The organism is Sphingobacterium sp. E70, assembly GCF_019285695.1.
GTDB classification, from domain to species: Bacteria; Bacteroidota; Bacteroidia; order Sphingobacteriales; family Sphingobacteriaceae; genus Sphingobacterium; species Sphingobacterium detergens.
Map to the genome: position 1 here is coordinate 294,804 of NZ_CP079104.1, position 23,802 is coordinate 318,605.

Genomic DNA, 23,802 nt, shown 5'->3' on the forward strand with positions numbered 1-23,802 from the left:
ATGTACTTAATTTTGGTCTGAAACGGGAACCCACAAGATGGCATTTGCAGCCAATATGCCTTTTGCGTCCGAGGTAATCTCAACATAGGGCTTACTTCTTCCCTTTTCAAAAGCATATTCGCCGAGCGCTACCCAAGTACTTGTGGTCTGTCCGAGAATATTGACTTCCTTAAAATTTATTGTTTTTTCGATCCTTGTCTTCCCTGTATGGATAATGAATGTCCCGCTCTCGGTGCTTTCGGCAGTTCTAGGAAAATAGCTGTACAGCATATATTTTCCACCGGAAAAATCTTTACCGGGAGTAAAGCGGGCCATGGCCCCGGGGTTGCTGTCGGCTTCCTGGTAACTCATGCCATAACCTTTTTTGCGGATTTACGCCAATTTCCTTTCAACATAACCTGATCTTTATCGTCTACATGAATGATATAATCGGCCCTACGGCCATCTGCCTTTGGGTTGTCACGCAATATTTTTGCACGCGTCTTATATCAACATCCTGAACGGCAGTTTTGTTGTCAATTGCCTCGCAGGCTGCCACAGCAGCGGACTGCCCCAGCACCATAAATACTGGCTCCATGCGAATGGAACCAAAGGCGATATGACTTGCCGACAAGCACACCGGGACCAAAAGATTATTGATCTCTTCTTTTTGGGGACGATCGCTCTGTAGGAAATCGGGAAGGAGAAAATCCGCCAACCTCAACGTTACCTTCATTTTTGACCATGCCATTGACGATCACTCGGTCACAATTGTGCGAATCCATGGTGTATGCGGCATAGCCTACCCCATCGGACACGACTTTTCGGCCCTGACAGTGGTCTTGGGTCATGACGACATCACCAATCATCCTTCTGGCTTCGCGGATATATAATTGCGGTGACCAATGTCCATTGTCAGGATATTCGTCTTTGGGGTAGCCCCATTTTTGAATTCGCTTCGGATCGGCTCCGGCACCGAACGATCGTTTGCGACAAAATATAAAAGACCTTTGGTGTAATCTTCATGGGCCTGAATAATCTCTTTCCGTTCGAAAAAATCGGCTTCAGGGTAATGCCAGTTCATGCCAATCATATCTGTTGAAAATCCATTTCTATTATTGATATCAGTCTTTCCATTGGGCATAAGACTCCAGATAAATACGTCCTGGATACTCTTCCAGGGCTGTATCTCCTTTGCCGCTTTAAGAGTTCATAGTTGGTTGCGTCGTAATTGTGGGGTTTGGTGATTGCTATTCTGTTTTCAGGGACATTGGTCAATGTGATCCGATAATTATAGGCTTGAACCTTGGCGTCTCCCGTTCCATTTTCTTTTAAGGGCCCCGTATTGATCCCCATAAAACACCGCTCCCGGGATCACCTTTTATCTTATAGGGATCTACACCATCTGGAAACTGATGACCATCCAGCAATTGCACTCCGTTAATCGTTTCACCATAGGTATTATTCGACTCCGCCCCACATGGTAGGACACGCCAGCTTTGGCCATAAGATCCCCCTCATAGCTACAGTCCATAAAGACGTTGGCCGTAACCGTTATATTTTTGCCTTCCTGCTTTCACTCGGAAGCAAAGTTATGCTTTTGATGGAACGATGCGCAGTCTCTACGCCTATCAAACGATGCCCCATCAGTGTTTGTGTGCCAGCATGTGCCAGATAGTCCTTAAAAATAGATTCGGCAACCTTCGGTTCAAAAATCCATTGTTCAAAACTGCCATAGTGCTTGCCCATTTTGCGGTAAAAATCAAGGGCGAGCCCTGTGACGACATATTTATTCCCGATATCCGTCTGCCCCAATCCACCAGAACTGAGCCCACCTACCCGTGTGCCCGGATCAATCAGTAACACTGATTTTCCTGCCTGTGAAGCTGTGTAGGCGGCTATTACTCCGGCTGAAGTGGCACCATAGATACATAGATCTACCTTTCTGTCGGTCTGCCCTTTGACTACATGCCAAAACATAGTCAAAAGGCCAATGGTCATTAAAAGTGTTTTTCTCATCATCATTGGAATTTAATAGCCTGGATTTTGTTCCAGGTTTTTATTGGTTACAATTTCAATATTCGGGATCGGCCAAAGGTAATTCTTGTTGGGATCGAACTTGCGTAACTCGATAACCCGCATGTCTTTCTGATTAGCAACATTTTTATAATTCACGTAACTATCTTCATCGATCGTCGGCGCATTGGCCAGCAAGCCTTTTGGAATGCGGCCATAGAATGTTGAATTCATGAATTTATCGGCCAGTTTCCAACGCCTCAAATCGACCAGACGAAAGCCCTCATTGGTCAATTCATAAAGTCTTTCTTTGCGTACGATCTCGCGCAGCTCAATTTGCGTTTTACCGCTGGATATTACTGGCATGTCAACGCTAGGACGCTGCCGAATACTGTTGATCGCATCATACACCGTTTGGTCGATCTTATTGCTTTCGATCATCGCCTCGGCATAAATCAACAAAACTTCAGCATATCGGCTCTGAATAATATTTAACTCCGATTCCATGGTAAAATCCTTGTCTTTGATATCGACATATTTTTTCCAGCAATAACCAGAAAAGGTCGCATAGGCATTGATCGCGTCCTGATTTTGGATGCGTACTGCCGTAGAAGTATTGTAGCTGTAGTTCCAGCAGGTTATGCTATCTTTATGGGTCTCAAACTGAAAACCAAAAACGTGCTGCCGGGAAGAGCAATGGTATACCCCAGACGCGGGTCCCGATTGGCAAATGGTTTTTAGGATCAAATCTGGAAGATTTATCAATGGCAAATCCGTCGGTACAGAGATAACTATCAACAACCGATTGTGACGGAATTTTGTTGGAAGTTCCCTGTGCGTTGCGTGACAGAAATCCGCGCGTAGCACTGTGGGTCTTTGTTTTTGTAATCGTAGATATTGAAAAGCAAAAATAATCTCCTTGGATGCCTCTCCATCATAGGTAAACAATTGGCCGAAGTCGGGGTGTAAGGCGTATACTTTCAGGTCCATGACTTCTTTGGCAGAACGCGCTGCTTCTTCCCACAGCCCATTATTGAGTGCTGCCCGAGCCCGTATGGCCAAAGCCGCTCCTTTGGTAGCGCGTCCTACGTCTGCCGAGCCATAGCTCACCGGCAAGATAGCTGACGCTTCAGCAAGTTCTTTGAGGATGAATGCTGCAATTTCGGCCTTTGCTGTTTTGGGGACATTGGCCTCCGCCAGGCTCAGGCCGCTCGTCACTAAAGGCACTCCGCCGAAATAATCAATCAAATATTGGTAGACATAGGCCCGGATAAACTGTGTCTCTGCTTTATAACGCTTTTGAAGATTGGCATCCATCTTTCCATCCAACTTCTGGATATTGTCGAGTATAAAATTACATTTGCCAATGACCTTATAGGAATTGGTCCAGATATTCCGGATGTAACCATTGTTGCTGTCGTGATCACCTCTTCCCACAGCTTGTAAATCAGAGGTATTACGATCCCACCCAATATCGGTGGCATCATCAAGTGTGAGGTTGATAGGCATGTCGTCCGTGGGATGAAATGCCAGGGCACTGTACAAACCATTGACAACCAATGTCAGCTCATCCTGATTTTTGAAATAATTTTCGTCCGAAGGACCATCCAAGGAGATCTGTCCAGGTATTTTTCGCATGCCCCCACCAAAAGGAGAACTGCAATCGATAGCGTATATAATACGAATTTATTTAGAGTTTTCATACATGCCAAGTTTATAATGTAATATCCAATCCAAAAGAATACACCTTTACCTGTGGGTAAAAGTTACCATAGCCTACAGGTGCTTCGACGTCATAACCGTCCCAAAACTTGTCTACGCTGAATAGGTTTGAGCCATTGACAAATACCCGGAACCTATTCAGTCCGATAGACTTTAGCAGGTCCGCCTGGAATGAATAGCCGAGCTGCAAATTCTTCAGCCGAAGGTAGGCAGCATTTTTCATCCAAAACTGGGAGGACTGCTGGTTGTTATTCTGCCCGAAAGCCAGGCGCGGATATTTAGCAGCAGTATGGTCAGGCGTCCATCGGTCTTTATTGTCCTCACGGATCGTCCCCAATTGCCCCGTCGTTGTAAAAGGCTGTATTCCTGCACCATAGAGATAGCCATCGGCTTTTCCCACACCCTGCAACAGAAAACTGAGGTCGAATCCTTTGAAACTGAAGTTGGAATTGAGCGAATAGGTATATCGTGGAATCGTACTCCCGATAATGACCTTATCGGATTCATTAACTACGCCATCGCCATTTTGATCGCGATATTTGAGGTCTCCCGGAGCCAAGGTACCAAACTGTGTGGCATGCGCTTTCACTTCGTCGGTCGTCTGGAAAAAGCCTTCCGAAACATAGCCAAAGATCGAGTTAATGGGGTAGCCTTCCCGATTGACCGTTAGACCAGTCTGATTGATTCCCCGCATATCCAACACTTTGTTTCTGACATCAGAGAGGTTAAACGTAAAATTATATTTAAAGGCTTTGCCCGGATCACTCCGATAGCCCATGGAAAGTTCCCAACCTTTATTTTCGACCACGCCCGCATTTTGATAAGGCTTATTCAAACCAATGATGAGCGGGATGTCCAGCTGTAATAATATATCGCTGGTTTTTCTGTTGTATAGATCTGCGGTAATAGTCCATCGCTTAAATAGGGTAAGATCCATCCCGATATTTTTCTCCTCAGTAGACTCCCATGTAATATCAGGATTGGACATATCATTTAGCGCTGCCGTATTGACGATGCCATTGCCCAATGTATACGAACCTAGGTTTAAAGATGCCACGGCCGGATAGGTCCCGATATTCTGATTTCCCAGTTTACCCCATGATGCCCTGATTTTTCCTTCTGTAAGCCAGCCCTTGGATGCGGTTAGGAACTGCTCCTCAGAAAAACGCCATCCTGCAGATGCCGACGGAAAAAACCATAACGATTACCTTTGGCAAACCTGGACGAACCATCGTAGCGTGCATTGAGTTCCAAAAGATAACGATCTTTGAAAACGTAATTGATCCGGGAAAATAATGATTGTAACGCCCACTCGGAAGCACTTCCCGTAGCTGACTGATTCAGTGCCGACCCAGCATTGAGCACTTCATAGTCAGGGAGAACATAGGTGTCCCTAAAACCCTGAGTGTAATCAATCTTGTAGTCTTCGCGCGAACCACCAATCAATGCTTTAAACTGATGTGGACCAAAATCCCTGTTTAGCGTAAGGGTCGCTCGCATATTATTAAAAAGTTCCTGGCTATTGTACTGGGTAAGTGCTGTACGCACAGGGACCGAGAAGCTCGGCGTACCGTCTGGAAAATAGGACTGCACTGCTTTTCGGAAATTCTTATTTACCTGCGTCGCATATTTCGGTGCATAATTGACCTCGGCAGTCAACCATTCCTTGGGTCTGTAGATCAATGATGCGTTGATACTACCAAATGGACTTTTGTTGGTCGCAACACCGCCATCTGCAGCCGCCGAGACGGGATTATTACCATTCCAACCTAGTCCCCAGCTACCATTAGAATTCCTAAAGGATTGATTGGCGGGAATACTGCTCATCCACTGAAAAAGCTCTTCAATACTCGCTGCGGGTGAGGTGACAATCGGATTGACGTATTGAAAGTCAAATTTAACGGCGAGCTTATCTGAGAATTTAACATCCACGTTGTTGCGGATAGTATAGCGCTTAAACGAACTATTCAGTGTCAACCCCTTCTGGTCGAAATAACCGACCGAAGTCAGCATTTTTACTTTATTTGTGCCTGCATTTACTGTCACAAAATGGCTTTGCTGAAATCCATTCCCCTGCAACGATTCCTTTTGCCAATTGGTATTGGGATACTCGTCCGAACTACCATTGCCCTGACTTCGATAGGCGGCAATGATATCCTCTGGATATAATGGACTCGCACCAACATTGGTATACGCTTCATTAGTCAGCAGCATATGATCCAGGGCATTGACGATTTTGGGCATATTGGTCGCCGACTGCCAACCGAAATAATTATTGTAGGCAATAGCGACTTTATCAGAACTTCCCTTTTGGTCGTGACCAAGATGACACCATTGGCGGCTCTCGAACCGTAGATCGATGCGGAGGCGGCATCTTTTAATATGGAAATATTCTCTATTAAATTGGGGTCGATATTATTGATAGAGCCTTCGATCCCATCAATCAGCACTAAAGGTGCTGCGTTGCCAAGTGTACCGATACCGCGGATACGGATATCCGCACCGTCCGCTCCCGGCTTGCCAGAACGCTGTGTGACGGTGACTCCCGAGGCCATGCCCTGAAGGGCCGAAGAGGTTTGCCCTGCGGGCCTATTGTTCAGATCTTCTCCCGATACGGCGGAAACAGCGCCCGTCAAATTGACCTTTTTCTGAACACCATAGCCGACGACAACAACTTCGTCTATCATTCCGGTATTTGGTTTCAGACGGATAAGCACGGTGTTTTTGCTGGTAGCGGTTGCCACAAAATGCTTAACAGAATCGGTATCGTAGCCGAGATGGTGGGCATAGATCGTATAATTTTCGCCAGCAACAAGCGGGGTTAAAACAAACAATCCGTTGTTATCGGCCACAAAGTGGAGTTTTTTACTGCTCTTCTCGTGGACAAGATCAATAGTTGCACCGGGTAATGTATTACCTTCGTTGTCTACTATTTTACCATTTACTTTCAGGTTTGATTGCGCAAATCCTACAGAAAAGTATGGAAATAGCAATCCCACGAGCATTAATTTGATTAGAATATGCTTCATAATTGTTTACAGTTGGTTACTCTGGTTTATATATTGGTTTATTTTTCTGCGTCGGGTTGATTCTATCCTACTGTACGTCCTCCTTTCTTCCCGAATTACTGATGTTGACAATACCATTTTTCACTTGGAATGTACAACCGTTCAATTGGCAGAAGCTGGTCAAGAAATTGGCTAGCGATTCTTTGCTATTTAAACTTCCTGTAAATGAACTGTTGAGTAAATCAGGATTATCGCATATAATCGAAACGTCATAAAGGCTTTCGATTACTCTTAGGAGTTGAACGTTTTTGGTTTGATTAAATTTGACGGACTGATTGGTCCATTCTACATTGGCGGTTAGATGTGGAATGAGTTTTCTTAACTCCTTATCCACACGGGCAGGCTGAGATTTTGTCAATTCGGGCTCCGAAAACTTAATCATCTGCTGAAGTTTTAAGTTAACCAATACTTCTTCTTTTGGTTGGAGGTATATTAAATTTCGGCTATCTGCCGTAACTGATCCGACAGATATTTTGCCCTCCATTAGTTTTATTAGTACATGATCGGTATCCTTGGGGTCTACGCTAAATATTGTACCTAAGGCAGTGGTCAAATATCCTCTGTAATTGACTTGAAAAGGTGCATTTTTGTTTTTGTGCACCTTGTAAATAACCCGACCTTGCACCTGCTGTACATCGCGGTGGCCTTGGCCGCTGTATTCGAATCCGATTTTAGCCTGTGGATAAAGGATAACAGTCGTACTATCAGGAAGCTGAGCATAGATCGTATAAGCATTTTTATTTTCATACCAAGTGACCTGGTCCTTGATTGAGGTAGAGAAATTTTTCAAAAAGAGAACCGACAGTACACAGAGTAGAACGGCGGCACAGGAAGCCCAGACCCACGGGCTTATGCTCCGGATTGGTGTAGGCTTGGGCGGATCTACGGCATAGATATGATCGAGCACTTTTCGATGAACAATGCTTAAATCTGGTAAGTGAATCTGTTGTACTACTTGTCCTTCATCCTGATCCAGCATCTCAGCGATCCATAATTCCAGAATTGCAGCATCCATCTCGGCCATTTCGTCAAAAAATGACTCATAATACTGCGCCTCCAAGCGGTTGTGGATATACGCCAACAATTGATCTTTAAAGGATTGCTCTTTCAAAATTTTCTATAATTAGTTCAATACATTGCTGTATTTGTTACTCTATACGTTTGGCAAAGAGAATCACACTATTGCTTTTTATTTTTTTATAGCTTAAATAAAAAGGCCGCAAAAAGACTGATTATATACTCATCTCGGTAATTTTCCTGAATATATTTTTGATATCCTTGAGTGCGCTCACCAATTGATTGCTCACTGTAGATACTGAGATACCCAGTAAATCGGCTATTTCTTTATAACTTTTTTCCTCAAATTTATTGAGCATCAGAATCTCCTTTCGTTTGGGGCTCAGGGAGTCGATTGCATTGTTCAGCATCTGCTGTTTATCTTTGAAAAACAGTTTTTCTTCGGTATGATAATACAGTTCTATGGCTGAAGCCCATATTTCCAATTGAAGTGCCTTGTCTCTTTGCACTTTTCGAAAAAAATCCATGGCCAAATTATCCGAAATATGATTGAGAAATGAGACAAATCCCTTATTAGGGTCAATCTTTTCACGTTGGAGCCATATTTTGGTAAATACTTCCTGTAAGATTTCTTCCGCAATAGTTTGATCTTTGACCAGTTTGATCAATCTAATATAGATCTTTGGAGAATAATGGAAATAGATTTCATTAAACGAATTGAGGTCTCCATTTTTAAGTTTTTCCAGTATAGCAGCTTCTTTAGGAGATTTCATTTGGCAAATTCATATAATTGGTACGAACGTCGATGAATATAATGATAAATTTACTAAATCAAAATCATTGGTACCATAAATAAAATTTTATATTTCCTATTGATTGGCTTGCTCTCTTTTAAAACATTGTTTTCGACTGCAGAAAGATTCCTCATGTCCTACTTCGCGTCTTTAATTAAAAATTGATTTGTCATATTCTTTTGTTTTTATGTGTATAGCAAAAATATGGCTGCTACGGAAGCTATCCGAGGAAAACAAGCTGTATGTAAGCGGTACCGGAGAGATACCGAAAAGTACATTCTTTTGCTGGAGGTTAAATAAAAAAAGCTTCCCTCTTTTAATTTGAGGGAAGCTAACCAATCTATCTAACAGGTATTTAGACTGCAAGTAATCCTGCACTTCGCAGTTTAGTTTTTAGATCTCTTAATTCAGCCAAAATAGCTTGAACTTCCGACGGTGTATACGTGTTACTGGGATCTGCTGCTGTCTCCGGCGAAGCGGCAGATTGCTTCCCATCGACCCAAATAGAACCATTCCACCATACGGGTCGATTCAATGTGGTGTCAAAATATTCCTGCCCCACAAGCGATGTAGTAGGCCGTTGTAATGTAGTTCCTCTAGCATTATAAGAGTCTGTTTGGTTGAATACATTATAAACCCTCGTATTAGGCTGGCTACCCAGAAGTTCTACACTAAAAGGTGTCGCATTGCCCACAATTTCCGAAATGGTATTACCGCTGCTTCCTGAGCCCAAACTTACAACTGGATATGAACCTATCCCCTAGAAAACACGTTACATATTTTACTATTGATAATCCGATTGGTTCTGACAACTGGATTATCTAAAGCGGTTTGTGTTAGATTAAAAACATCTGATATAAATATTCCGGTCTTCGCGGTATTACCTTCAAGTGTATTAACAAACATGCCCGACTCAGAGTCTAGTTTGATGTCTGTTATATGTAAAAAGCTACCTTCGAAAATAATAGCTGCTCTTAATGGAGCAGGCAGATGAGCAGCGTATTTATAAGTTACGTTTTGGACCTTTAATCTATCCCGATTAAAATTGACGAGCTCTTTTCTGTCATTTATACTTAAATCTGAGCCAACAATAGCAGCATCAAAGTAGCTCGCCGAAATACCTTGAATATCAATCGTAATATTTGTTGCCACCGGTGTCCTAGTAATCGATGCACTACTGGTAAAAATTGGGACACTGTCTCTATGTGATGAATTATCGCCCAAATCCAATATATGGTTAAATTTCCTCCAAGCCACATTTGCGGAATTGCCCAGCGGATTGGTAGAACCCAAAAAATTAGGATTATCAATTGTAATATGTAAACCATCGATATTAAACATTCCGCCATCAACTCTGACATCACAATTTTTGGTTCGGAAGTTCTTTATAAATACTTCATTTTCTTGCCAACCAAAGGCTGCGTTAAGTGCTTGTACGGAATTTCGGATTGGATCCGCTTCCATATAAATATTTTCCAACACTATATTCCTAGCGATCTTGGCATAACCATTGTTTGACAAAATTCCTCTTCTAAATAGATTTTTAACAACGATATCTTTTATTAAGATATTGCGGATTTCGCTATCCGCTGACTGGAAAGAAGGATTAATCTCATAAAAACTTCACATCCATCCACGATGACATCTTCCAATACGATATCTCCACCATCATCACTCTGAAAAGCTATTTGTACGCTGAAACCATTTCCATAATACCGGACTCCTTTCACGCTCGTACCTTTGTTAATTTTAATAAGGGAAATCATTTGGTACTGGAGACCGTCAGCTTCAACGGATATATTATTCACTTTCACATTCCCCATATAACTTATCTTAATAGCCCTTTTTCCGACATTCTTAAAATAGCAATTATCTATATTTACATCGCAGTTTTGAGCTTTACCTCCCCATAAAACCTGATTCCATCGGCATCGTTGTAAGAAGTGTATGTACTTTGGGATAACCCATCATCTAACTTGGTCATGATGTCGGAAAATCTACAATTTGAAATATTTCCTGTTACAAAATCAGTTTGCACTTTAGCATTGGGATGAGCCGCATCAACTCTAGGATCGCTAATGTAGATACCGCCACAAAATCCTTTTAAACTTCCTGCTTGAGTGCCTGTATTATCATTTTTAATATTGGAGAATAGGCACTGATCAATAAGAAAGTTACTAACCCCATAAGGACTAATCATTACTCCATATTGCTGATCATTACTCGTACCCGCTTTTATGCCCAAAGCATTTTTGAAAATACAGTCAGTGATACTTGGATTTTTAATGTTGTCTGTTAAATGAATAAAGCAATCTTTCAATTGTTTATCCATCGCGTCAAATGTTGCGCCATGAACACTAAAGTTGTCAGCTTCTACGCTTATAAATTTAGAATCAAAATCTCCACTAAATTCAAATACCAGATCATCTCCAATAATTTTTGTCCCTAATTTTAATACGTTGAGTGTGGAAGAAACCTTATATCGGCCACTGAATTTAAAAGTTGTATTTTCCGGTTGCGCCATTAAAAGGCTTTTAATTTTATTTGTGTAATCGTCGGTCTTGTTTCCTATAATTCCAAAATAAGAAACATGAATAAATTTCTTGAAATCATGAAATAACTTAATACCTCCGTTTCAATTACACTCCCGTCATCTTTTGGTCCTGGATCAGGGTCTGTTAATGGATTAACATAGTAATAAATAATCGGTGCTGGGGTGTCCCCTTTTTGATCATAGCCCAATAACTGGACCCCATCATAAGTTCCGTTTTGTAATGCTGTAATTTCGGCAGCAGATAAACCCTGCATAGCCGTCATCGTCTTCTTAATTAAAAATTGATTTGCCATATTCTTTTGTCTTTATGTGTATAGCAAAAGTATGGTTGACGAGGGTGCTATCTGAGGAAAATAAGGTATATGTAAGCGGTATGTGGGAGATACCGAAAAGTCTATTTTATTCTTTTAAAGCCTGAGCAGATACTCAAAATAAAAAAGCTTTCCTCTTTTAATTTGAGAGAAGCAGTCTTAAGCATTTATACTAATGACATATTGTATGAGTACTTCAATATGCTTAGCGAATGCGTATTTCATTAAACTTTTAAGATTCTTATCAGTCCTAGGGATTAATGTTATCATGTACAGATCTTCTAGGTCACCTACAAACTTCATAGGAGAAACAGAAATTAGCATAATATTACTTTCATCAACTAGAACTTCCTGGGATTATTTTGAACAAATCGATCATCAATCTTAAATATTACTCGTTCAGATTTTACATTTGTATATTTTTTTACAATATCTGACAAACTCATTAAAACAGGTTTGTATTCAGGCGTCAATTCAATTATCACTACCCCTCTTTCTTTGTTAATATCTACTGACTTAACTCCTTCAGATTTTAAGGACCACATGGCATCGCCTAAGTAATTTTCACCTCGCATCTCTATCTTAGGCAAAGGTCTTTCATTAAGCTCTTTGTAAACAACTCTAGGCAAAGTATCAGTTTTGCTATATAAAGGTTTCAATTGCTGTCCATACGTTAAACTTAAGCCGAAAAATGACAGAAGAGAGAATAAAAGCGTTTTTTTCATTTTTAATTATTTTTATATTTATTACGATATATCACTGACTATGAGGCTATTTATTAAGCATTTATGGAAATAATAGTTATACATTGATCTTAATCAATTCCCAAAATAGTTTATACAACTTATCATAAACTTCGGTATCCTCTTGTTGACATCAGACCTTATGATAAAGTCACTTGAATTTCCCCATCAAGTTGTATAATATGCGCAAAATTTCCGAAATCCAGATAATTTTCCCATAACGGATTTATATCTATTTTTTTCGTTAGCGAAGTCTCTATTTATCCCCTCCTGATTTTCAATCACTTTTCTTCAAGAACTAATTCTCATTGAAGTGAAAGTCGCTTCCCTCCGCCAATTAGAGAGAAGTTTTTGGTTTATCAAAACATAAATTAAGCTTTTGGCCACTCGCTCTATCGGCAACCAATTTTGTATTCAACGATCCTCGGATCTCACTGGTCAATGAGAAAATAACATTAGAACATATAGTACTCATTTTTGGCATAGATCTAGCACTGAAAGATAAACAACTAATCGCATAATGAATAAGCTATATATTATCTTCTTTCTTCTCGTTTTCCAGGGATGTACGATGCCTAAAAGCACGATGACACCTATACAAAAAGATAAACCCAAAATCTATGAAAATAAGTCACTCCAGGGAGACTATGTTTCTATTCTAAAAACAATTTTGTCTGATGATTCCGCTGATATCAGGTTGCAGCGCGAGGGAAATGAAACGGTGTTCATCCATAATAAGTTTCAAAGGGATTCTATCTCCTCATTGCAGGACAAGAATTATGTTTTCTACAATGTCGATCCACAGAAGCTGATGAAAATGCTAGGTAACCAGCTCAAAGACTCGCTGGATATGCTTATTCAGATGAACGAAAGGAAGGCAATCATCCCAATTCCAGCCGCTATCAAAGCAGCGTATGCTGTAGATGATGCCGATAAATATAGGATGAACCGTAATAAAAGCATTTATTACTTTCATCTTCCTATTATGGGGTATAACCGAAAAGAGCTTACGTACCGGTTGACTATGTTTGCGGCTCTTTATGTGGAAACGGGAATGCATTTCTGCTTGAAAAAGTGAATGGTAAATGGGTTATCATACGACGATTCTTTAATCTCTGGATCTCTTAAAAATACAATAGAACTCTTTATTAACAATATCACTCTTGAGGTAAAGGAAACACTGATTGCTATGATCAAGTTTTCCCTAATAACATCGATAGATTTTATAACCGTTTGCTCCAAGCCAACGGTCTATCTTTAGTAATAAGTGCGGAACAAAAAAGCGCAACGCCATGAAATAATCCATACGTTGCGCCAAATTGAACACCACTACCTACAAAATTGTTAATTCATGGGCAAATTATTAAGATCTATATTGGGAGCAGTACCATTAGCAGGTCTTGTAAAAACAGTATTTTCTGCCACGAAATCATTAAAAAATCCACCGTTTTGCAAAAAGAACTTCCGTTCTCAACTCCACCTCTATAATCGCCACGTTGATTATTATCACCTGCGCCGTCCACACTAAATTTACAAGAAGTTGATTCGATCCATGTACCCGTTGTTGACCTAACCCAAAAATTTGAATAATATCCCTTTCGGCCCAAGTAGCCCATCGTATTATTGAAATTTTCAAGAAAAGAGTACGCACCTTTTATGTAGGTCGAAATAGCCGGTCTCTTAAAGGTGGCAATATATTTCCATGTTCCTAACTCTGGAGCATAAAACCAGGATGAATACAGTGTATTTCCTAACCCGTCCGGTCTTATTCTTGTCAGGAACTTATATGTCGTCCCGGTTGACCAGTCGTATGTCCAATTACTTTTTCCGCCTGTCCCCTCTCCACCGAAACCACTGACCACCACATCTGTACCACTACTCACTGCAGTAGTTTTACCGTCAGCCTCATTGCTTGGATCCCATACAGAAAATATAATTTTTCGTTGTGTAGCTGAATTGACCTGAAAGCCAAAATACCCTTGTCCAAATCCATTTGCCATGTAATAACTACCCACAGGATCCTGTCCAGCGGGAACAGTCACTTCATTATACATCCATTCATAGGAATTTCCAGTAGGAAGACTTGGTGTTAAATGTACCGAAGGGCCACGACGTGAAAAATAATAGCTTGCAGGTATGTTCGCATACGTAAGACCGGAGGAAGCTGCCGTACCACCGATAAGAATATCGGTCATATTACCGATATAAGTCGAAGTTTTGCTTATTCCTGCAGATCTACTTTTACATAACCAGGTGCTGCTATCTGCACTGCACCTGCATAATAATCTTTGCGGGTGCTCCACCGGTCATGGTCACATCGAAGCTCTGTCCATTGACGGTCAAACGGACCACACTCGTGCCCGTGGTAACGTAGCCTCTTATCCCCAAATGTAAGGTACCCGATTGTGTTACCTTAAAATAGGTACTTACCAGAGCCGAAAGACTAGTCCAATTACGCAACCCGTAATTTGAATTATCAAAAATCTCTGCTCCACTAGATCCATTGGTCACAAATGCATTCCCGCCCATCGGAATCGCAAGCGTCAGATCATTGCTATCTCCCTGGATCAGACTCGAACCCTTTTTGTTAACTATTTCGGACGGAGTATGCTCTACGGCATGATCTCTTTCACATGAGAGAAGCAAAAAACCTGCAAAACTCAAAACCGTGAAAAATAGATATAGATATTTGATCTTTACTATTTCAGTTGTTGTCATGATAGCAGTTTCTTATTGTTTAACCAACCTGAATTTCTGCGCGTTGCCTGTATGCGCTGAATAGATTTGTATCTGCGTATCGTTGGCGGTACTTGATCCATTTACATCAAGGTTTTTGCCTACGGCAGATGCTGGCTCAAGGTTATAATTGCCGCTTCCAACATAAGTAATCTTCCACCGTTGTGCCGAAGTATTTGCAAATGTGGCCACCTGAACAGGAGTGCTGTTTGCAGATCCACCTCCCCTGACTTCCAATACTTTAGTCGTATCAGCCACATTCTTCAAGGCATAATATCCACTTCCTACACTTCTCAATTTCCAGACCTGATTGGGCGTTGTCGGATAATTATAAGTCCATAATGTCACATCTTCACCATTAACCGGAGGATTACCGTTAGCATCAACCAGCTTGCTCGGCTCTTTCGTTAATGCAGATACGATTTTGTAATTGGCACCATCTGTCAAAATACCTTGTGGCGAGTAAAATGTAATCAATAATATATCAAGATGTGAATACCCTGCTAGTTTGCTTGCGAGGTCTGCTTCTCCGTAATAACGTGATAATGCCCATGCATACATCTTCACACGTTCTGTGCCAACGGTTTTGGTCGGAAAGTAAGATTTCATCGCATTATCGACAGATGCATCGTAACTAATTCCATCCACTCCATAGGTAGTCAACTTGCTGTACATAGCGTCCATGACAACCTGTTGCTGCGCCGCTGTCTTGCCGCTCAAATCTGACCAATTACAATAATAGCTTACCTTCCAACCAAGCTGCTTAAAGCCTGTCAGATGCTCTGGATACATACTTTCTATCAACACTCTATTTTTAATGGAATAAAGGCTATCCATTTTCTTCAAGGTCTTTAAAAATAATTGTTCATTTGTGGCACTATTCAAGTCTTTACAATCCAACCAAAGCGAAGTATAGCCCGGAAGCTTCTGATTTAGGTTGGCAAAATACTCTTCCAATGTCTGTCCTGTTGCTGTTCCGGCTTCATGGCCGATCAGGCAGGTTGGTTGGCCGCCTTTATTGGCAACATAGATATCCACCTCAAGGCTATTAATCCCTTCGTTGATAATCTCATCAACCTTAATCAGATCATTGGCCCGATGCGCACTTACAAAGGTCGGACCAGCCAATGTCGTATTGACTTTGCCCATTTTTTTGGCGCGTTTTCCTGAATTTGGGAAATATCTTTCTGACAGCCCACAAATAGATAAGTCATACAGGCAAACATGCAGACTGCTTTGCCAAACGTTAATGTTGTTTTTCTCATAATTTTTATATTTTAATATTAAGTTTCTTCGTTTAAAAATCAATTTTTCTGGTTGTCATCCGCCCTTCTCCATGAATATCCAGCTGATGATCATTGAGTTCCAAAATACCATAAGCATTCCGGTCGGCGGTTTCGATCATCCTCCAGTGTAATCATCGGAATACCTTTATAGGTTGCAAAATTACCGGGATGATGATGGCCTGAGATCACCACCTTTACAACCGGATATTTTTCGATAAGGGTCAATATCTCTCGGTTATTCAGTGCTTCAAGGCCATTCTCGGGGTACAGGGGATGATGTGTGAAAACGATCACCTTTTGGATGCTGACTGGGCTTTGTGAAGTTGCCTTTCCATCCATTTCAGCTGTTTTTCGCTTATGCCTCCATTCCAGGGCTGATCATTGTTTCTTTTGCAGTCTTCAGTATATCATTGATTTTCTTCCAAGCCTCACGTTGCCCTGATCCCGCCTTAGTGGCATAGTCGGCAAGTTCATTGGTATTGAGCAGTATAAACAGCCATTCACCCTTTTCTACGGTATAATAAGGATTCGGCATTTTATATAACTTATATAAATGGCCCCGTCATCAACATCCACATAATCGTGGTTTCCCAAGATATTATAGACCGGGCTTTTGAGCTTGTTGAGTCGCTGAAGCGCCGGCTGCAGATCTTTTGGCCCTACATCGACCAAATCGCCAAGCATGACCGTAAAATCCACTCCTTCCCTGTTGATCGCTGTGACGGCCGAATCCAATTTGTCAAGTGAGTTTCGGTAAAAACGGCTCCCCGGGTATCCTTATCTGCGTACTGTGGATCGGCGATAAGACCGATCCTAATAACAGATTGAGCCTTGCCCATGCTATAAAATAGGATGAACAGCAATGGCAAAAATACTTTTATTCCCATCCTGGATTTTGTTTTAAGTTATTGTTCAATGTGATTTCATTTAGCGGTATACATTCCAGATAATCGCGGTTTTCCTTAAATCCATAGCCATTCGGTAGCTGCGTTACAAAAGGATCGAGCAAACCGTCCGCATCAATTTTATAGTTGATTTTTGTGCCCGTCCAGTCCGAAGCCGCAAAGGGATAACCTTTGGGGCGTTTCCCTTTCAGTAGTTTATGGGCGGCCCATCGTCGGATATCGTCATAGCGAAATCCCTCGGCTCCAAGTTCGACAGTACGCTCGCGGCGGATTTCTTTTAACTGGTCTGATATATTATAACCATAGTCGGCATATCTGTCCTTATTTGGATCGTCGGTAATAGCAAAATCCGGCATACCTGATCTTTTGCGGAGCAGATTGATTGATTTGGTATAATCGACTGTTTCGCCAAGTTCAGCCTTCGCTTCAGCATAATTCAATAAGGCTTCGGCATAACGAAAGATGATGGCACCAGTTTCATCACTTGAGCTCCAGGAAACACCACCACCCGCTAGAGCCGATTTTGGATCATTTCCCTTCCGGATCTGAAAACCGGTATTATTCAAGGCCTCGCCGGATTTGTCCAGAAATGGCTTTTTAAAGGTGGCTTTACCAAAGGTATTATCCCACATCAAGGCACCTGGTGTCCAGATCGTCTGGGAAAGCCGTGGATCACAATCGGCCCGTATTTTTTCTAAAAAGCATTACCTTTCACAGTCTTACCAAGGCTAAAATAATCGTATGGCTGACCATTCCGGCCCAGGTAATGCTGTACCTGTTCAAATGTCATCGATATCCCCGCTGTGCGATCGGACACGTAGATCTGAAAAGAGTGTGACAGATCACGGTTGACCGAATAAGCTTTCCAAAGGATCACCTCTTTATTGGCAAGCTGATCTTTCAGGGAAAATAGTTTACAGTAATCGTTTTCGGGGTCGTTGTTGCTATACAGCGACATGCCATATTTTGCATCCATCAACGTTTCGGCAGCCGCAGCAGCTTGCCGGAAGTACTTAGAGGGATCAGCGCCAGCTGTACCAAATGCTGTACCTTTGTGGTATTTCTGCCAGCTGCCTTCAAATAGGGCGACCCTGGATTTGAAAAGCAGGGCAGCCTGTTTAGAAAGCCGATTGTTTTTACCTTTTACTGTAGCCACAGGTTCCAGATATTCAATCGCTTTATCCAGGTGTGCCAAAATTGAGTCCACTACCGTTGTCCGTGGATCACGTGCTTTGAATAATTCTTCAGAGTCCATCTCCAATGGATCCGTATACCAAGGGACATCACCGTAGAGCCTTACTTTTTCGAAATAAAACCAAGCTTTAAAGAAATGGGCTTCTCCTAAAAACTGCTTATATTTTTCAAAAGGATCTTTGCATTTCGTATAATTCTTGAAAAAGATATTGACACTGCGGATATTACCCCAGCCCCAGTTTCCGCCGGATGAAACCGGCGATTCGGTACCGTTCCAGACTGTACTCGGCGAACTGGAAATCTGCACGTCAGATCCTCGGCTGCCATCCCAGCCAATCACACCGAGAAAACTGCCGACTGTATTAAAAGCGGGGAATACTGTATAGAATTGAACCGTATAATTCTCTAGGTCTTTGGCTGTTTTCCAATAGCTTTCGTTTTCAATCTGTGTCAATGGCGGCCTGTCCAAAAAATCTTCGGAGCAGGAACCGACCAACAGTAAAATGACTGTCGTATATAGTAAGATTATTATTTTTTTCATTGGTTATTAATTGCTAGATATAATTTTCCTTCGCTACCTAAGTAGTTACCTTTACATTCAAATCAAATGATATTAAAGCGAAATATTTATCCCGAATGCCCAAATTGCCTGTGAAAACATGCCTTTGCCATTCCCAAATTCTCCCAGTATTGCTGTTTCAGGATCAAATGCGCTAGGGAGTTTGGATAAGGTATAGATATTCTCGCCGGAAAAATAAATACGTGCCCGTTTCAATCCGATTTTCTGGAGCATCAATGGAGGAATGGTATAGCCTATCTGTAGATTTTTAAGACGTGCATAGGCTCCATTCTGCAGGTAACGTGTCTGCATTTGCTTATTCTTGCTATCTTGGGTGGTATTACTGTAAGGCCGCGGAAAATAAGCTTCAGTATTTATACCAAGTCCGGAATAGCGATCACCTTCGGTATCCCGATAGTAATCCATGTGGTGCGGGAAAAGGGAGGATTGATTCCAGGCCCTAAAACCCCAGAATACATTGCCATCCAACCATAGATCACGCTTTCCAGTACCTTGGATAAACACAGCGATATCAACATTTTTATAATTGGCGGTTAAATTAAGTCCAAACTGATAACGGCGTGTCGAATTACCAATGATTTTAAGGTCACCATGGTCATTTATGGTGTTTTTGCCCTTATTGATTACCCCATCTCCATTGAGATCGCGGTATTCAACATCCCCTGTCTGCCAGAGCTGTCCATTGATAAATTTTTGGTAACCAGATGCATTGATCTCGTCCGCGCGTTCCTTGGTTTTAATCAGGCCAACAGTTTCATAGCCCCAAATTTCACCAGCATCTTTGCCTACGTAATCCGTTGTCAGGATACCCGTTGGATTGGTGTACTTTGTAATTATATTTTTGTAATCAAAAACATTAGCCGCTACGGAATAATTAAAATCCGAGCCTATTTTTCCATTCCAACGCAAGCTAAAATCCCAACCCTTGGTTTTGAGTTCCGAGTTATTTTCTCTGGGAATATTCGCTCCCAATACCGCGGGAAGTGCCTGCGCTGGTCCAAGACGGTCATAGGTCAGCCGTTGATAGTATTCAAATTCAGCCTGCAAGCGGTTTTGAAAAAATCCCAGTTCGACCGCCGTATTCATTGAACGTGAGGACTCCCAGGTAAGAAAGCGGTTTACCAAGTTTGGTGCCGTGGTGTATGCCGGCCGCATGCCATCAATAAGCCAGCCTAGGTTACTTTGTACCCCAATAATGCCAAATCCTGATAGGAGGCAACATTCTGATTACCCAGCTTCCCCCATGATGCTCTCAGTTTCATAAATGGTATATAATCCTGTAGAGGCTGCCAAAACAATTCTTTAGAAACCACCCATCCCGCGGATATGGAAGGAAATGCCCCCAGCGTCTGCCACGGGCAAATTTGGATGTACCATCATAACGGACATTTGCCTCGATCAGATATTTGTCTGCATAATTATAATTTAATCGTGCAAAATAGCCTAAAGTAGACCAATGTGTGAGACCATCGCCCACCTGCATTTCACCTGTTGCTGTTGTAAAGATGGGATATCAGGAACGATGAGTTCCTTCTCAAGCCATTCATCGAATCCAGTTTACTGATTTCATTCTGAAAACCGGCAAGTACCGTAAAATGGTGATCCTTTCCTAGATCTAAATTATAAGTTGTATAAATATTAAGTGCTTTGTAGGTGGTATTGGATTTTTTCTTTTCGATATACGGAGGGACTGTAAGTGCTATTGGCACGAGCGTACCATCTACTTCATCTTCATAAGCCACTTGATTAACACCGGCATAATCAAAAATCTGATAATCTATCGAGTAGTCGGCATTTATTTTCCAGTTTTGGAGCGGACTGATTTCTGTGGCCAAGCGTTGTACCAGCGTATTATTTGTCAACTTCTGATAACCGGCTTGCATCTGCGGCACACGTGAAAGTTGCGAATAATATCCATTTGGTGATTTAAGAAAAACCTCAGGGTGCGTTCTCAAAATCTGATGGATAATCATGCCATATTCACCCTCACCGTTATATATAGGCCTGTCACGTACGGCATTTGTGAGCCTTGTATTGGAGCTGATCTTCCACCAGTCTGTGATATTGGCATCGAGTTTAGCTTGAAAATTGTAGCGTTTATACTTATCATCGACCATTCTCAGCACCCCTTTTTCGGATGCATGTCCGAGAGACAAGAAATAGGCCATGTCCTTGGATCCGCCCTTAACAGATAGATTTTCCTGCATGCGGCGACCATTGCCATAATGGATATCTATCCAGTCATTATTACCATTTGAAAATTGATAGGTGGACCACTTACGTGGGTTGTTGGCATCAGGGACAGTTTCAGGAAGCGTAGGGTCATCAATATATGCAATAATCCGATCGATGGTGGATTCAGAAAACAACCTAGCAACCCCTTGGTTGTCATGCATTTCATTCATTGCACGGGCAAACGTGTAGGAATCAACCATCTTTGGTTTATTGATAATGGTTGTAGGTCCTCCATTCATGGAAAAATCAACTTGTGGTTTCTGATTAGCTTTTCCTGATTTGGTCGTAATCAGTAAGACCCCATAGGGTGCGCGGGCACCATAGATTGCCGAAGCGGCGGCATCTTTTAAGATAGAAACACTTTCTACCGTATTCGGATCGATGGTATTAATATCTCCGGCGGTGCCATCGATCAGGACATAAGGTTTACCTTGGCCCCTGATCTGTACCGACGGTGCAGCGCCAGGTTCAAAACCATTGTTACCATATGCGATGGTCAGACCGCTGACTGTCCCGTAAAGTGATTGTGAAACGTTGTTTACCGGTCTATCCTGTAAACGTTTTCCATCAACAACAGCAACAGATCCCGTAAGGTTAACTTTCTTTTGGACGCCATACCCCACCACCACGACTTCATCAAGTTCGCGTGCCTGGTCAGCGGCCAGCCGAATCACAAAATCTCCGGTGAGATCACTGTTAATTAAAGTATCTATCGGTTTAAATCCCATAAAATGCACGGATAAGGTATCCGAAGGAAAGATCGAATTTAGCAGAAACATCCCTTTGTCATCGGTTTTGGATTTTGTGTTGGCGCGCTTTAAATTTAAGGTAGCACCCGAAACCGGTGTACCAGAAGGATCGACCACTTTTCCGGAAATAGGTGTTACCTGGCGTTGTACCTGTCGCGCCAAAACAAAGCCACTATCTGTCTTTTTTACCTGAATACCGTAAGGTGTCAATAACCTCCGTAAGACTTGTTCCAAAGATTCATTTTTGTGTCAAATTTGGCTATGTTAATATTTTTAGCCCCAGGCTCTCCGTAAAAGAAATATCTGAGCCAGACCTCTTCTGTAGATCCAGGATAACATCCCGCAGCGTTGTTTTTGGTAGTTCTGGTTATAGATCTTGGCATTCTCCTGTGCAAATGTACTGTTCCAAGGAAAAGTACCGGATAATAGCAGTAGCGCTCCACCAAGACCTAAAGAAAGGTATTTGTTGCTTCTTTTTTCTTTTATTATTAGTTTTTTGTTAATCATTTGTTAATTTTGTATTGATTAAAGGTTTTACATCCATGAAACCGATTATGGAATCGGGTCAGATAGATTCCATAATTTTCTGTAAAGGGTCTTACACTATGTGAGCCCTTTTTTTTTAGTATAGAATGATCTCTTTTTCCTCCTGCTTATTTTTGATACTGATTTTTTTCCGGTCAATAACTGAATCTCTTCCAGTGCGGCTGTCATTGTTTTAGATTTTCGGAAATTAATATTATAACGATCCTTTAACAATTTCTCATCGGCTGTATGGAGTGAGAATCCGTAGAAATTCTTAAAATTTTGGTTTAATTCTTCAAAACTTGCCTGATCCAGCTTAACATGGTCCGATAGCCAAGAGGTCTCTAAAGAATATTCAGCATTAGTCAATTTAAAATTGCTTGATTTGCGGTCGTAAGATATATTTTCATCAGGCAGCAATGTGCGCAAATTTTTCTCGTTGTTGTCAACCTGAACTTTACCTGTACGCACCGATACGGATGTATTACTGATATCGCGATAGGCCTTAACATTAAAACTGGTACCCAACACCTTGATATTTAATCCACCGCCATGTACCGTAAAGGGTCTGGACGGATCTCTCTTGACATCAAAGAAGGCTTCGCCATTGAGTTTCACATCGCGCACGTGGTCGTAATTGCTGACCGTTATGCCTGAGTTGGCATTCAGGATCACTTTCGTACCATCGTTCAGGATGACGGTGGTCCGTTCGGCAGTACCAGTGGATATCGTTCCTCTATCTAGATATACTATTTTGATTGGCTTGATCAGACGGTCAATCTGCGAGGGTGAAAAATACTGATGATATAAAACGGTTGAAAGCATAAACAGCATGACGCTCGCAACAGCGACATATATAAAACGTCGTCGGTCAATGGATCGCTTATCTACGTATTCAGAAGCAGCCCAAACAATCCGCTGCTTGAGATTTTTGCGGTCTGGAAGAAAATCTATTTCTGAATCTTCGGTTTTTTGCTGTCCCAAGGATTCATACCAATATTCCACAACAAATTTTTCCGCAGCACTCGCTGTACCTTCCTGGTACTTCTTGATTAGTTTTTTTAACTGGTTTTGATCCACTGGTAATCCTTTCTAGATGTGTTCTTTCTAGTAAGACAGCTGGTGACAATCAAAAGTATGTAAGGAATTAAAAAAATTATTTGACCAGCAAAAAGAAAGCATTACTGTCAGGGAACGGGCGAATTCGGGATGACGCTCTATTAACATGGCTTTAATACGGCGATGCATTTCTGCACTGTATCCTTTGACGGTCTGTTCGGCCAATCCTAAAGCGACAGCAATCTCCTTGAGGGTAAAATCTTCATTTCGTAGTTTAAAAATCTTTTGCATGTGATCCGGTAATTCGCTCAAAATTTCCGAAAACAAAG

Annotated in this window: 32 protein-coding genes and 1 pseudogene; 1 reads left to right on the forward strand and 32 read right to left on the reverse strand. The window is 41.7% G+C overall.

Annotation, left to right across the window (positions count from 1 at the left end; translation table 11 throughout):
* Positions 1-6: 6 nt before the first annotated feature.
* The 18 genes and pseudogenes from KUH03_RS02230 to KUH03_RS02315 form a co-directional block, all read right to left on the reverse strand.
* Positions 7-351 carry a hypothetical protein gene (locus tag KUH03_RS02230; protein WP_257091376.1) on the reverse strand — a complete coding sequence of 115 codons (345 nt, stop codon included), beginning with the start codon at positions 349-351 and terminating at the stop codon, positions 7-9.
* Positions 352-412: 61 nt separating this feature from the next.
* Entirely contained in the window at positions 413-619 is a 207-nt protein-coding gene (locus KUH03_RS02235) for an FAD-dependent oxidoreductase (protein WP_257098001.1), read from the reverse strand.
* A 13-nt stretch (positions 620-632) separates the two neighbouring features.
* A complete protein-coding gene (locus tag KUH03_RS02240) occupies positions 633-932 on the reverse strand; it encodes an FAD-dependent oxidoreductase (protein WP_257098003.1) in 300 nt (99 codons plus the stop codon).
* Complete coding sequence (locus KUH03_RS02245) at positions 845-1,123, reverse strand: FAD-dependent oxidoreductase (RefSeq protein WP_257091377.1); 279 nt, start codon at positions 1,121-1,123, stop codon at positions 845-847. The genes KUH03_RS02240 and KUH03_RS02245 overlap by 88 nt, the downstream gene beginning before the upstream one ends.
* Before the next feature lie 252 nt (positions 1,124-1,375).
* Positions 1,376-1,513: an FAD-dependent oxidoreductase gene (locus KUH03_RS02250; protein ID WP_257091378.1), complete on the reverse strand. Its 138-nt coding sequence runs from the start codon at positions 1,511-1,513 to the stop codon at positions 1,376-1,378.
* A gap of 20 nt (positions 1,514-1,533) precedes the next feature.
* Entirely contained in the window at positions 1,534-2,004 is a 471-nt protein-coding gene (locus KUH03_RS02255; RefSeq protein WP_257091379.1) for an FAD-dependent oxidoreductase, read from the reverse strand.
* A 6-nt stretch (positions 2,005-2,010) separates the two neighbouring features.
* A complete protein-coding gene (locus KUH03_RS02260) occupies positions 2,011-3,633 on the reverse strand; it encodes a RagB/SusD family nutrient uptake outer membrane protein (protein ID WP_257091380.1) in 1,623 nt (540 codons plus the stop codon).
* Between the two features lie 76 nt (positions 3,634-3,709).
* Positions 3,710-4,852: pseudogene (locus KUH03_RS02265) on the reverse strand (TonB-dependent receptor domain-containing protein); the annotation flags it as partial.
* A gap of 8 nt (positions 4,853-4,860) precedes the next feature.
* A complete protein-coding gene (locus KUH03_RS02270) occupies positions 4,861-5,961 on the reverse strand; it encodes a TonB-dependent receptor (protein WP_257091381.1) in 1,101 nt (366 codons plus the stop codon).
* Positions 5,922-6,746 (reverse strand): TonB-dependent receptor plug domain-containing protein, encoded by an 825-nt coding sequence (locus tag KUH03_RS02275; RefSeq protein ID WP_257091382.1) that lies wholly within the window; start codon positions 6,744-6,746, stop codon positions 5,922-5,924. Before KUH03_RS02275 ends, KUH03_RS02270 begins: the two co-directional genes overlap by 40 nt.
* Positions 6,747-6,813: 67 nt before the next feature.
* Entirely contained in the window at positions 6,814-7,896 is a 1,083-nt protein-coding gene (locus tag KUH03_RS02280; RefSeq protein ID WP_257091383.1) for a FecR family protein, read from the reverse strand.
* Positions 7,897-8,017: 121 nt separating this feature from the next.
* A complete protein-coding gene (locus KUH03_RS02285) occupies positions 8,018-8,575 on the reverse strand; it encodes an RNA polymerase sigma factor (protein WP_257091384.1) in 558 nt (185 codons plus the stop codon).
* A 376-nt stretch (positions 8,576-8,951) separates the two neighbouring features.
* Positions 8,952-9,329: a hypothetical protein gene (locus KUH03_RS02290; RefSeq protein ID WP_257091385.1), complete on the reverse strand. Its 378-nt coding sequence runs from the start codon at positions 9,327-9,329 to the stop codon at positions 8,952-8,954.
* Between the two features lie 20 nt (positions 9,330-9,349).
* Positions 9,350-10,075, reverse strand: a complete 726-nt coding sequence (locus KUH03_RS02295) for a hypothetical protein (protein ID WP_257091386.1) — start codon at positions 10,073-10,075, stop codon at positions 9,350-9,352.
* An 83-nt stretch (positions 10,076-10,158) separates the two neighbouring features.
* Positions 10,159-10,419, reverse strand: a complete 261-nt coding sequence (locus KUH03_RS02300; RefSeq protein WP_257091387.1) for a hypothetical protein — start codon at positions 10,417-10,419, stop codon at positions 10,159-10,161.
* 56 nt (positions 10,420-10,475) lie between these two features.
* Positions 10,476-11,120, reverse strand: coding sequence for a hypothetical protein (locus tag KUH03_RS02305; RefSeq protein WP_257091388.1), 645 nt, complete (start codon positions 11,118-11,120; stop codon positions 10,476-10,478).
* 44 nt (positions 11,121-11,164) lie between these two features.
* Positions 11,165-11,443, reverse strand: coding sequence for a hypothetical protein (locus tag KUH03_RS02310; RefSeq protein ID WP_257091389.1), 279 nt, complete (start codon positions 11,441-11,443; stop codon positions 11,165-11,167).
* 359 nt (positions 11,444-11,802) lie between these two features.
* On the reverse strand, positions 11,803-12,186 hold the full coding sequence (locus tag KUH03_RS02315; protein WP_257091390.1) for a hypothetical protein: 384 nt from the start codon (positions 12,184-12,186) through the stop codon (positions 11,803-11,805).
* 589 nt (positions 12,187-12,775) lie between these two features.
* Between KUH03_RS02315 and KUH03_RS02320 the strand changes: the two genes are divergently transcribed.
* Entirely contained in the window at positions 12,776-13,282 is a 507-nt protein-coding gene (locus KUH03_RS02320; RefSeq protein WP_257091391.1) for a hypothetical protein, read from the forward strand.
* Positions 13,283-13,574: 292 nt separating this feature from the next.
* On the opposite strand, the gene KUH03_RS02325 is transcribed toward KUH03_RS02320, so the two are convergent.
* From KUH03_RS02325 to KUH03_RS02390, 14 genes are all read right to left on the reverse strand, one after another.
* Entirely contained in the window at positions 13,575-14,399 is an 825-nt protein-coding gene (locus KUH03_RS02325; protein WP_373564619.1) for a DUF3472 domain-containing protein, read from the reverse strand.
* 64 nt (positions 14,400-14,463) lie between these two features.
* On the reverse strand, positions 14,464-14,922 hold the full coding sequence (locus KUH03_RS02330) for a DUF5077 domain-containing protein (RefSeq protein WP_257091393.1): 459 nt from the start codon (positions 14,920-14,922) through the stop codon (positions 14,464-14,466).
* A 12-nt stretch (positions 14,923-14,934) separates the two neighbouring features.
* Positions 14,935-16,089, reverse strand: a complete 1,155-nt coding sequence (locus KUH03_RS02335; RefSeq protein WP_257091394.1) for an RICIN domain-containing protein — start codon at positions 16,087-16,089, stop codon at positions 14,935-14,937.
* A 206-nt stretch (positions 16,090-16,295) separates the two neighbouring features.
* Positions 16,296-16,565, reverse strand: a complete 270-nt coding sequence (locus KUH03_RS02340; RefSeq protein ID WP_257091395.1) for a metallophosphoesterase — start codon at positions 16,563-16,565, stop codon at positions 16,296-16,298.
* Positions 16,566-16,581: 16 nt separating this feature from the next.
* Entirely contained in the window at positions 16,582-16,761 is a 180-nt protein-coding gene (locus tag KUH03_RS02345; protein ID WP_257091396.1) for a hypothetical protein, read from the reverse strand.
* Complete coding sequence (locus tag KUH03_RS02350; RefSeq protein WP_257091397.1) at positions 16,737-16,961, reverse strand: metallophosphoesterase; 225 nt, start codon at positions 16,959-16,961, stop codon at positions 16,737-16,739. The genes KUH03_RS02345 and KUH03_RS02350 overlap by 25 nt, the downstream gene beginning before the upstream one ends.
* Before the next feature lie 142 nt (positions 16,962-17,103).
* Positions 17,104-17,820 (reverse strand): RagB/SusD family nutrient uptake outer membrane protein, encoded by a 717-nt coding sequence (locus KUH03_RS02355; RefSeq protein WP_257098005.1) that lies wholly within the window; start codon positions 17,818-17,820, stop codon positions 17,104-17,106.
* A 5-nt stretch (positions 17,821-17,825) separates the two neighbouring features.
* The gene (locus tag KUH03_RS02360; protein WP_257091398.1) at positions 17,826-18,866 is read right to left on the reverse strand and encodes a RagB/SusD family nutrient uptake outer membrane protein; all 1,041 of its coding nucleotides are present in this window, start codon (positions 18,864-18,866) and stop codon (positions 17,826-17,828) included.
* Positions 18,867-18,938: 72 nt separating this feature from the next.
* Positions 18,939-19,991 (reverse strand): hypothetical protein, encoded by a 1,053-nt coding sequence (locus KUH03_RS02365; protein ID WP_257091399.1) that lies wholly within the window; start codon positions 19,989-19,991, stop codon positions 18,939-18,941.
* Positions 19,992-20,163: 172 nt separating this feature from the next.
* Complete coding sequence (locus KUH03_RS02370) at positions 20,164-20,388, reverse strand: TonB-dependent receptor (RefSeq protein ID WP_257091400.1); 225 nt, start codon at positions 20,386-20,388, stop codon at positions 20,164-20,166.
* Between the two features lies 1 nt (position 20,389).
* Positions 20,390-22,123, reverse strand: a complete 1,734-nt coding sequence (locus tag KUH03_RS02375; RefSeq protein WP_257091401.1) for a TonB-dependent receptor plug domain-containing protein — start codon at positions 22,121-22,123, stop codon at positions 20,390-20,392.
* Positions 22,124-22,162: 39 nt separating this feature from the next.
* The gene (locus KUH03_RS02380) at positions 22,163-22,396 is read right to left on the reverse strand and encodes a hypothetical protein (protein ID WP_257091402.1); all 234 of its coding nucleotides are present in this window, start codon (positions 22,394-22,396) and stop codon (positions 22,163-22,165) included.
* Positions 22,397-22,492: 96 nt separating this feature from the next.
* Complete coding sequence (locus KUH03_RS02385; RefSeq protein ID WP_257091403.1) at positions 22,493-23,494, reverse strand: FecR family protein; 1,002 nt, start codon at positions 23,492-23,494, stop codon at positions 22,493-22,495.
* 27 nt (positions 23,495-23,521) lie between these two features.
* Positions 23,522-23,800 carry an RNA polymerase sigma factor gene (locus tag KUH03_RS02390; RefSeq protein WP_306429422.1) on the reverse strand — a complete coding sequence of 93 codons (279 nt, stop codon included), beginning with the start codon at positions 23,798-23,800 and terminating at the stop codon, positions 23,522-23,524.
* Positions 23,801-23,802 lie beyond the last annotated feature (2 nt).

What these genes read in the sequence shown, in the direction of transcription:
- KUH03_RS02230 (WP_257091376.1), bottom strand. Translation starts at nt 351, where the DNA reads ATGAGTTACCAGGAAGCCGACAGCAACCCCGGGGCCATGGCCCGCTTT.
- KUH03_RS02245 (WP_257091377.1), bottom strand. Translation starts at nt 1,123, where the DNA reads ATGCCCAATGGAAAGACTGATATCAATAATAGAAATGGATTTTCAACA.
- KUH03_RS02250 (WP_257091378.1), bottom strand. Translation starts at nt 1,513, where the DNA reads ATGGACTGTAGCTATGAGGGGGATCTTATGGCCAAAGCTGGCGTGTCC.
- KUH03_RS02255 (WP_257091379.1), bottom strand. Translation starts at nt 2,004, where the DNA reads ATGATGATGAGAAAAACACTTTTAATGACCATTGGCCTTTTGACTATG.
- KUH03_RS02260 (WP_257091380.1), bottom strand. Translation starts at nt 3,633, where the DNA reads ATGCGAAAAATACCTGGACAGATCTCCTTGGATGGTCCTTCGGACGAA.
- KUH03_RS02270 (WP_257091381.1), bottom strand. Translation starts at nt 5,961, where the DNA reads ATGCCCAAAATCGTCAATGCCCTGGATCATATGCTGCTGACTAATGAA.
- KUH03_RS02275 (WP_257091382.1), bottom strand. Translation starts at nt 6,746, where the DNA reads ATGAAGCATATTCTAATCAAATTAATGCTCGTGGGATTGCTATTTCCA.
- KUH03_RS02285 (WP_257091384.1), bottom strand. Translation starts at nt 8,575, where the DNA reads ATGAAATCTCCTAAAGAAGCTGCTATACTGGAAAAACTTAAAAATGGA.
- KUH03_RS02300 (WP_257091387.1), bottom strand. Translation starts at nt 10,419, where the DNA reads ATGGGGAATGTGAAAGTGAATAATATATCCGTTGAAGCTGACGGTCTC.
- KUH03_RS02305 (WP_257091388.1), bottom strand. Translation starts at nt 11,120, where the DNA reads ATGGCGCAACCGGAAAATACAACTTTTAAATTCAGTGGCCGATATAAG.
- KUH03_RS02310 (WP_257091389.1), bottom strand. Translation starts at nt 11,443, where the DNA reads ATGGCAAATCAATTTTTAATTAAGAAGACGATGACGGCTATGCAGGGT.
- KUH03_RS02315 (WP_257091390.1), bottom strand. Translation starts at nt 12,186, where the DNA reads ATGAAAAAAACGCTTTTATTCTCTCTTCTGTCATTTTTCGGCTTAAGT.
- KUH03_RS02320 (WP_257091391.1), top strand. Translation starts at nt 12,776, where the DNA reads ATGCCTAAAAGCACGATGACACCTATACAAAAAGATAAACCCAAAATC.
- KUH03_RS02325 (WP_373564619.1), bottom strand. Translation starts at nt 14,399, where the DNA reads ATGACCGATATTCTTATCGGTGGTACGGCAGCTTCCTCCGGTCTTACG.
- KUH03_RS02330 (WP_257091393.1), bottom strand. Translation starts at nt 14,922, where the DNA reads ATGACAACAACTGAAATAGTAAAGATCAAATATCTATATCTATTTTTC.
- KUH03_RS02335 (WP_257091394.1), bottom strand. Translation starts at nt 16,089, where the DNA reads ATGGGCAAAGTCAATACGACATTGGCTGGTCCGACCTTTGTAAGTGCG.
- KUH03_RS02340 (WP_257091395.1), bottom strand. Translation starts at nt 16,565, where the DNA reads ATGGATGGAAAGGCAACTTCACAAAGCCCAGTCAGCATCCAAAAGGTG.
- KUH03_RS02345 (WP_257091396.1), bottom strand. Translation starts at nt 16,761, where the DNA reads ATGCCGAATCCTTATTATACCGTAGAAAAGGGTGAATGGCTGTTTATA.
- KUH03_RS02360 (WP_257091398.1), bottom strand. Translation starts at nt 18,866, where the DNA reads ATGAAAAAAATAATAATCTTACTATATACGACAGTCATTTTACTGTTG.
- KUH03_RS02365 (WP_257091399.1), bottom strand. Translation starts at nt 19,991, where the DNA reads ATGAATACGGCGGTCGAACTGGGATTTTTTCAAAACCGCTTGCAGGCT.
- KUH03_RS02370 (WP_257091400.1), bottom strand. Translation starts at nt 20,388, where the DNA reads ATGCAGGTGGGCGATGGTCTCACACATTGGTCTACTTTAGGCTATTTT.
- KUH03_RS02380 (WP_257091402.1), bottom strand. Translation starts at nt 22,396, where the DNA reads ATGATTAACAAAAAACTAATAATAAAAGAAAAAAGAAGCAACAAATAC.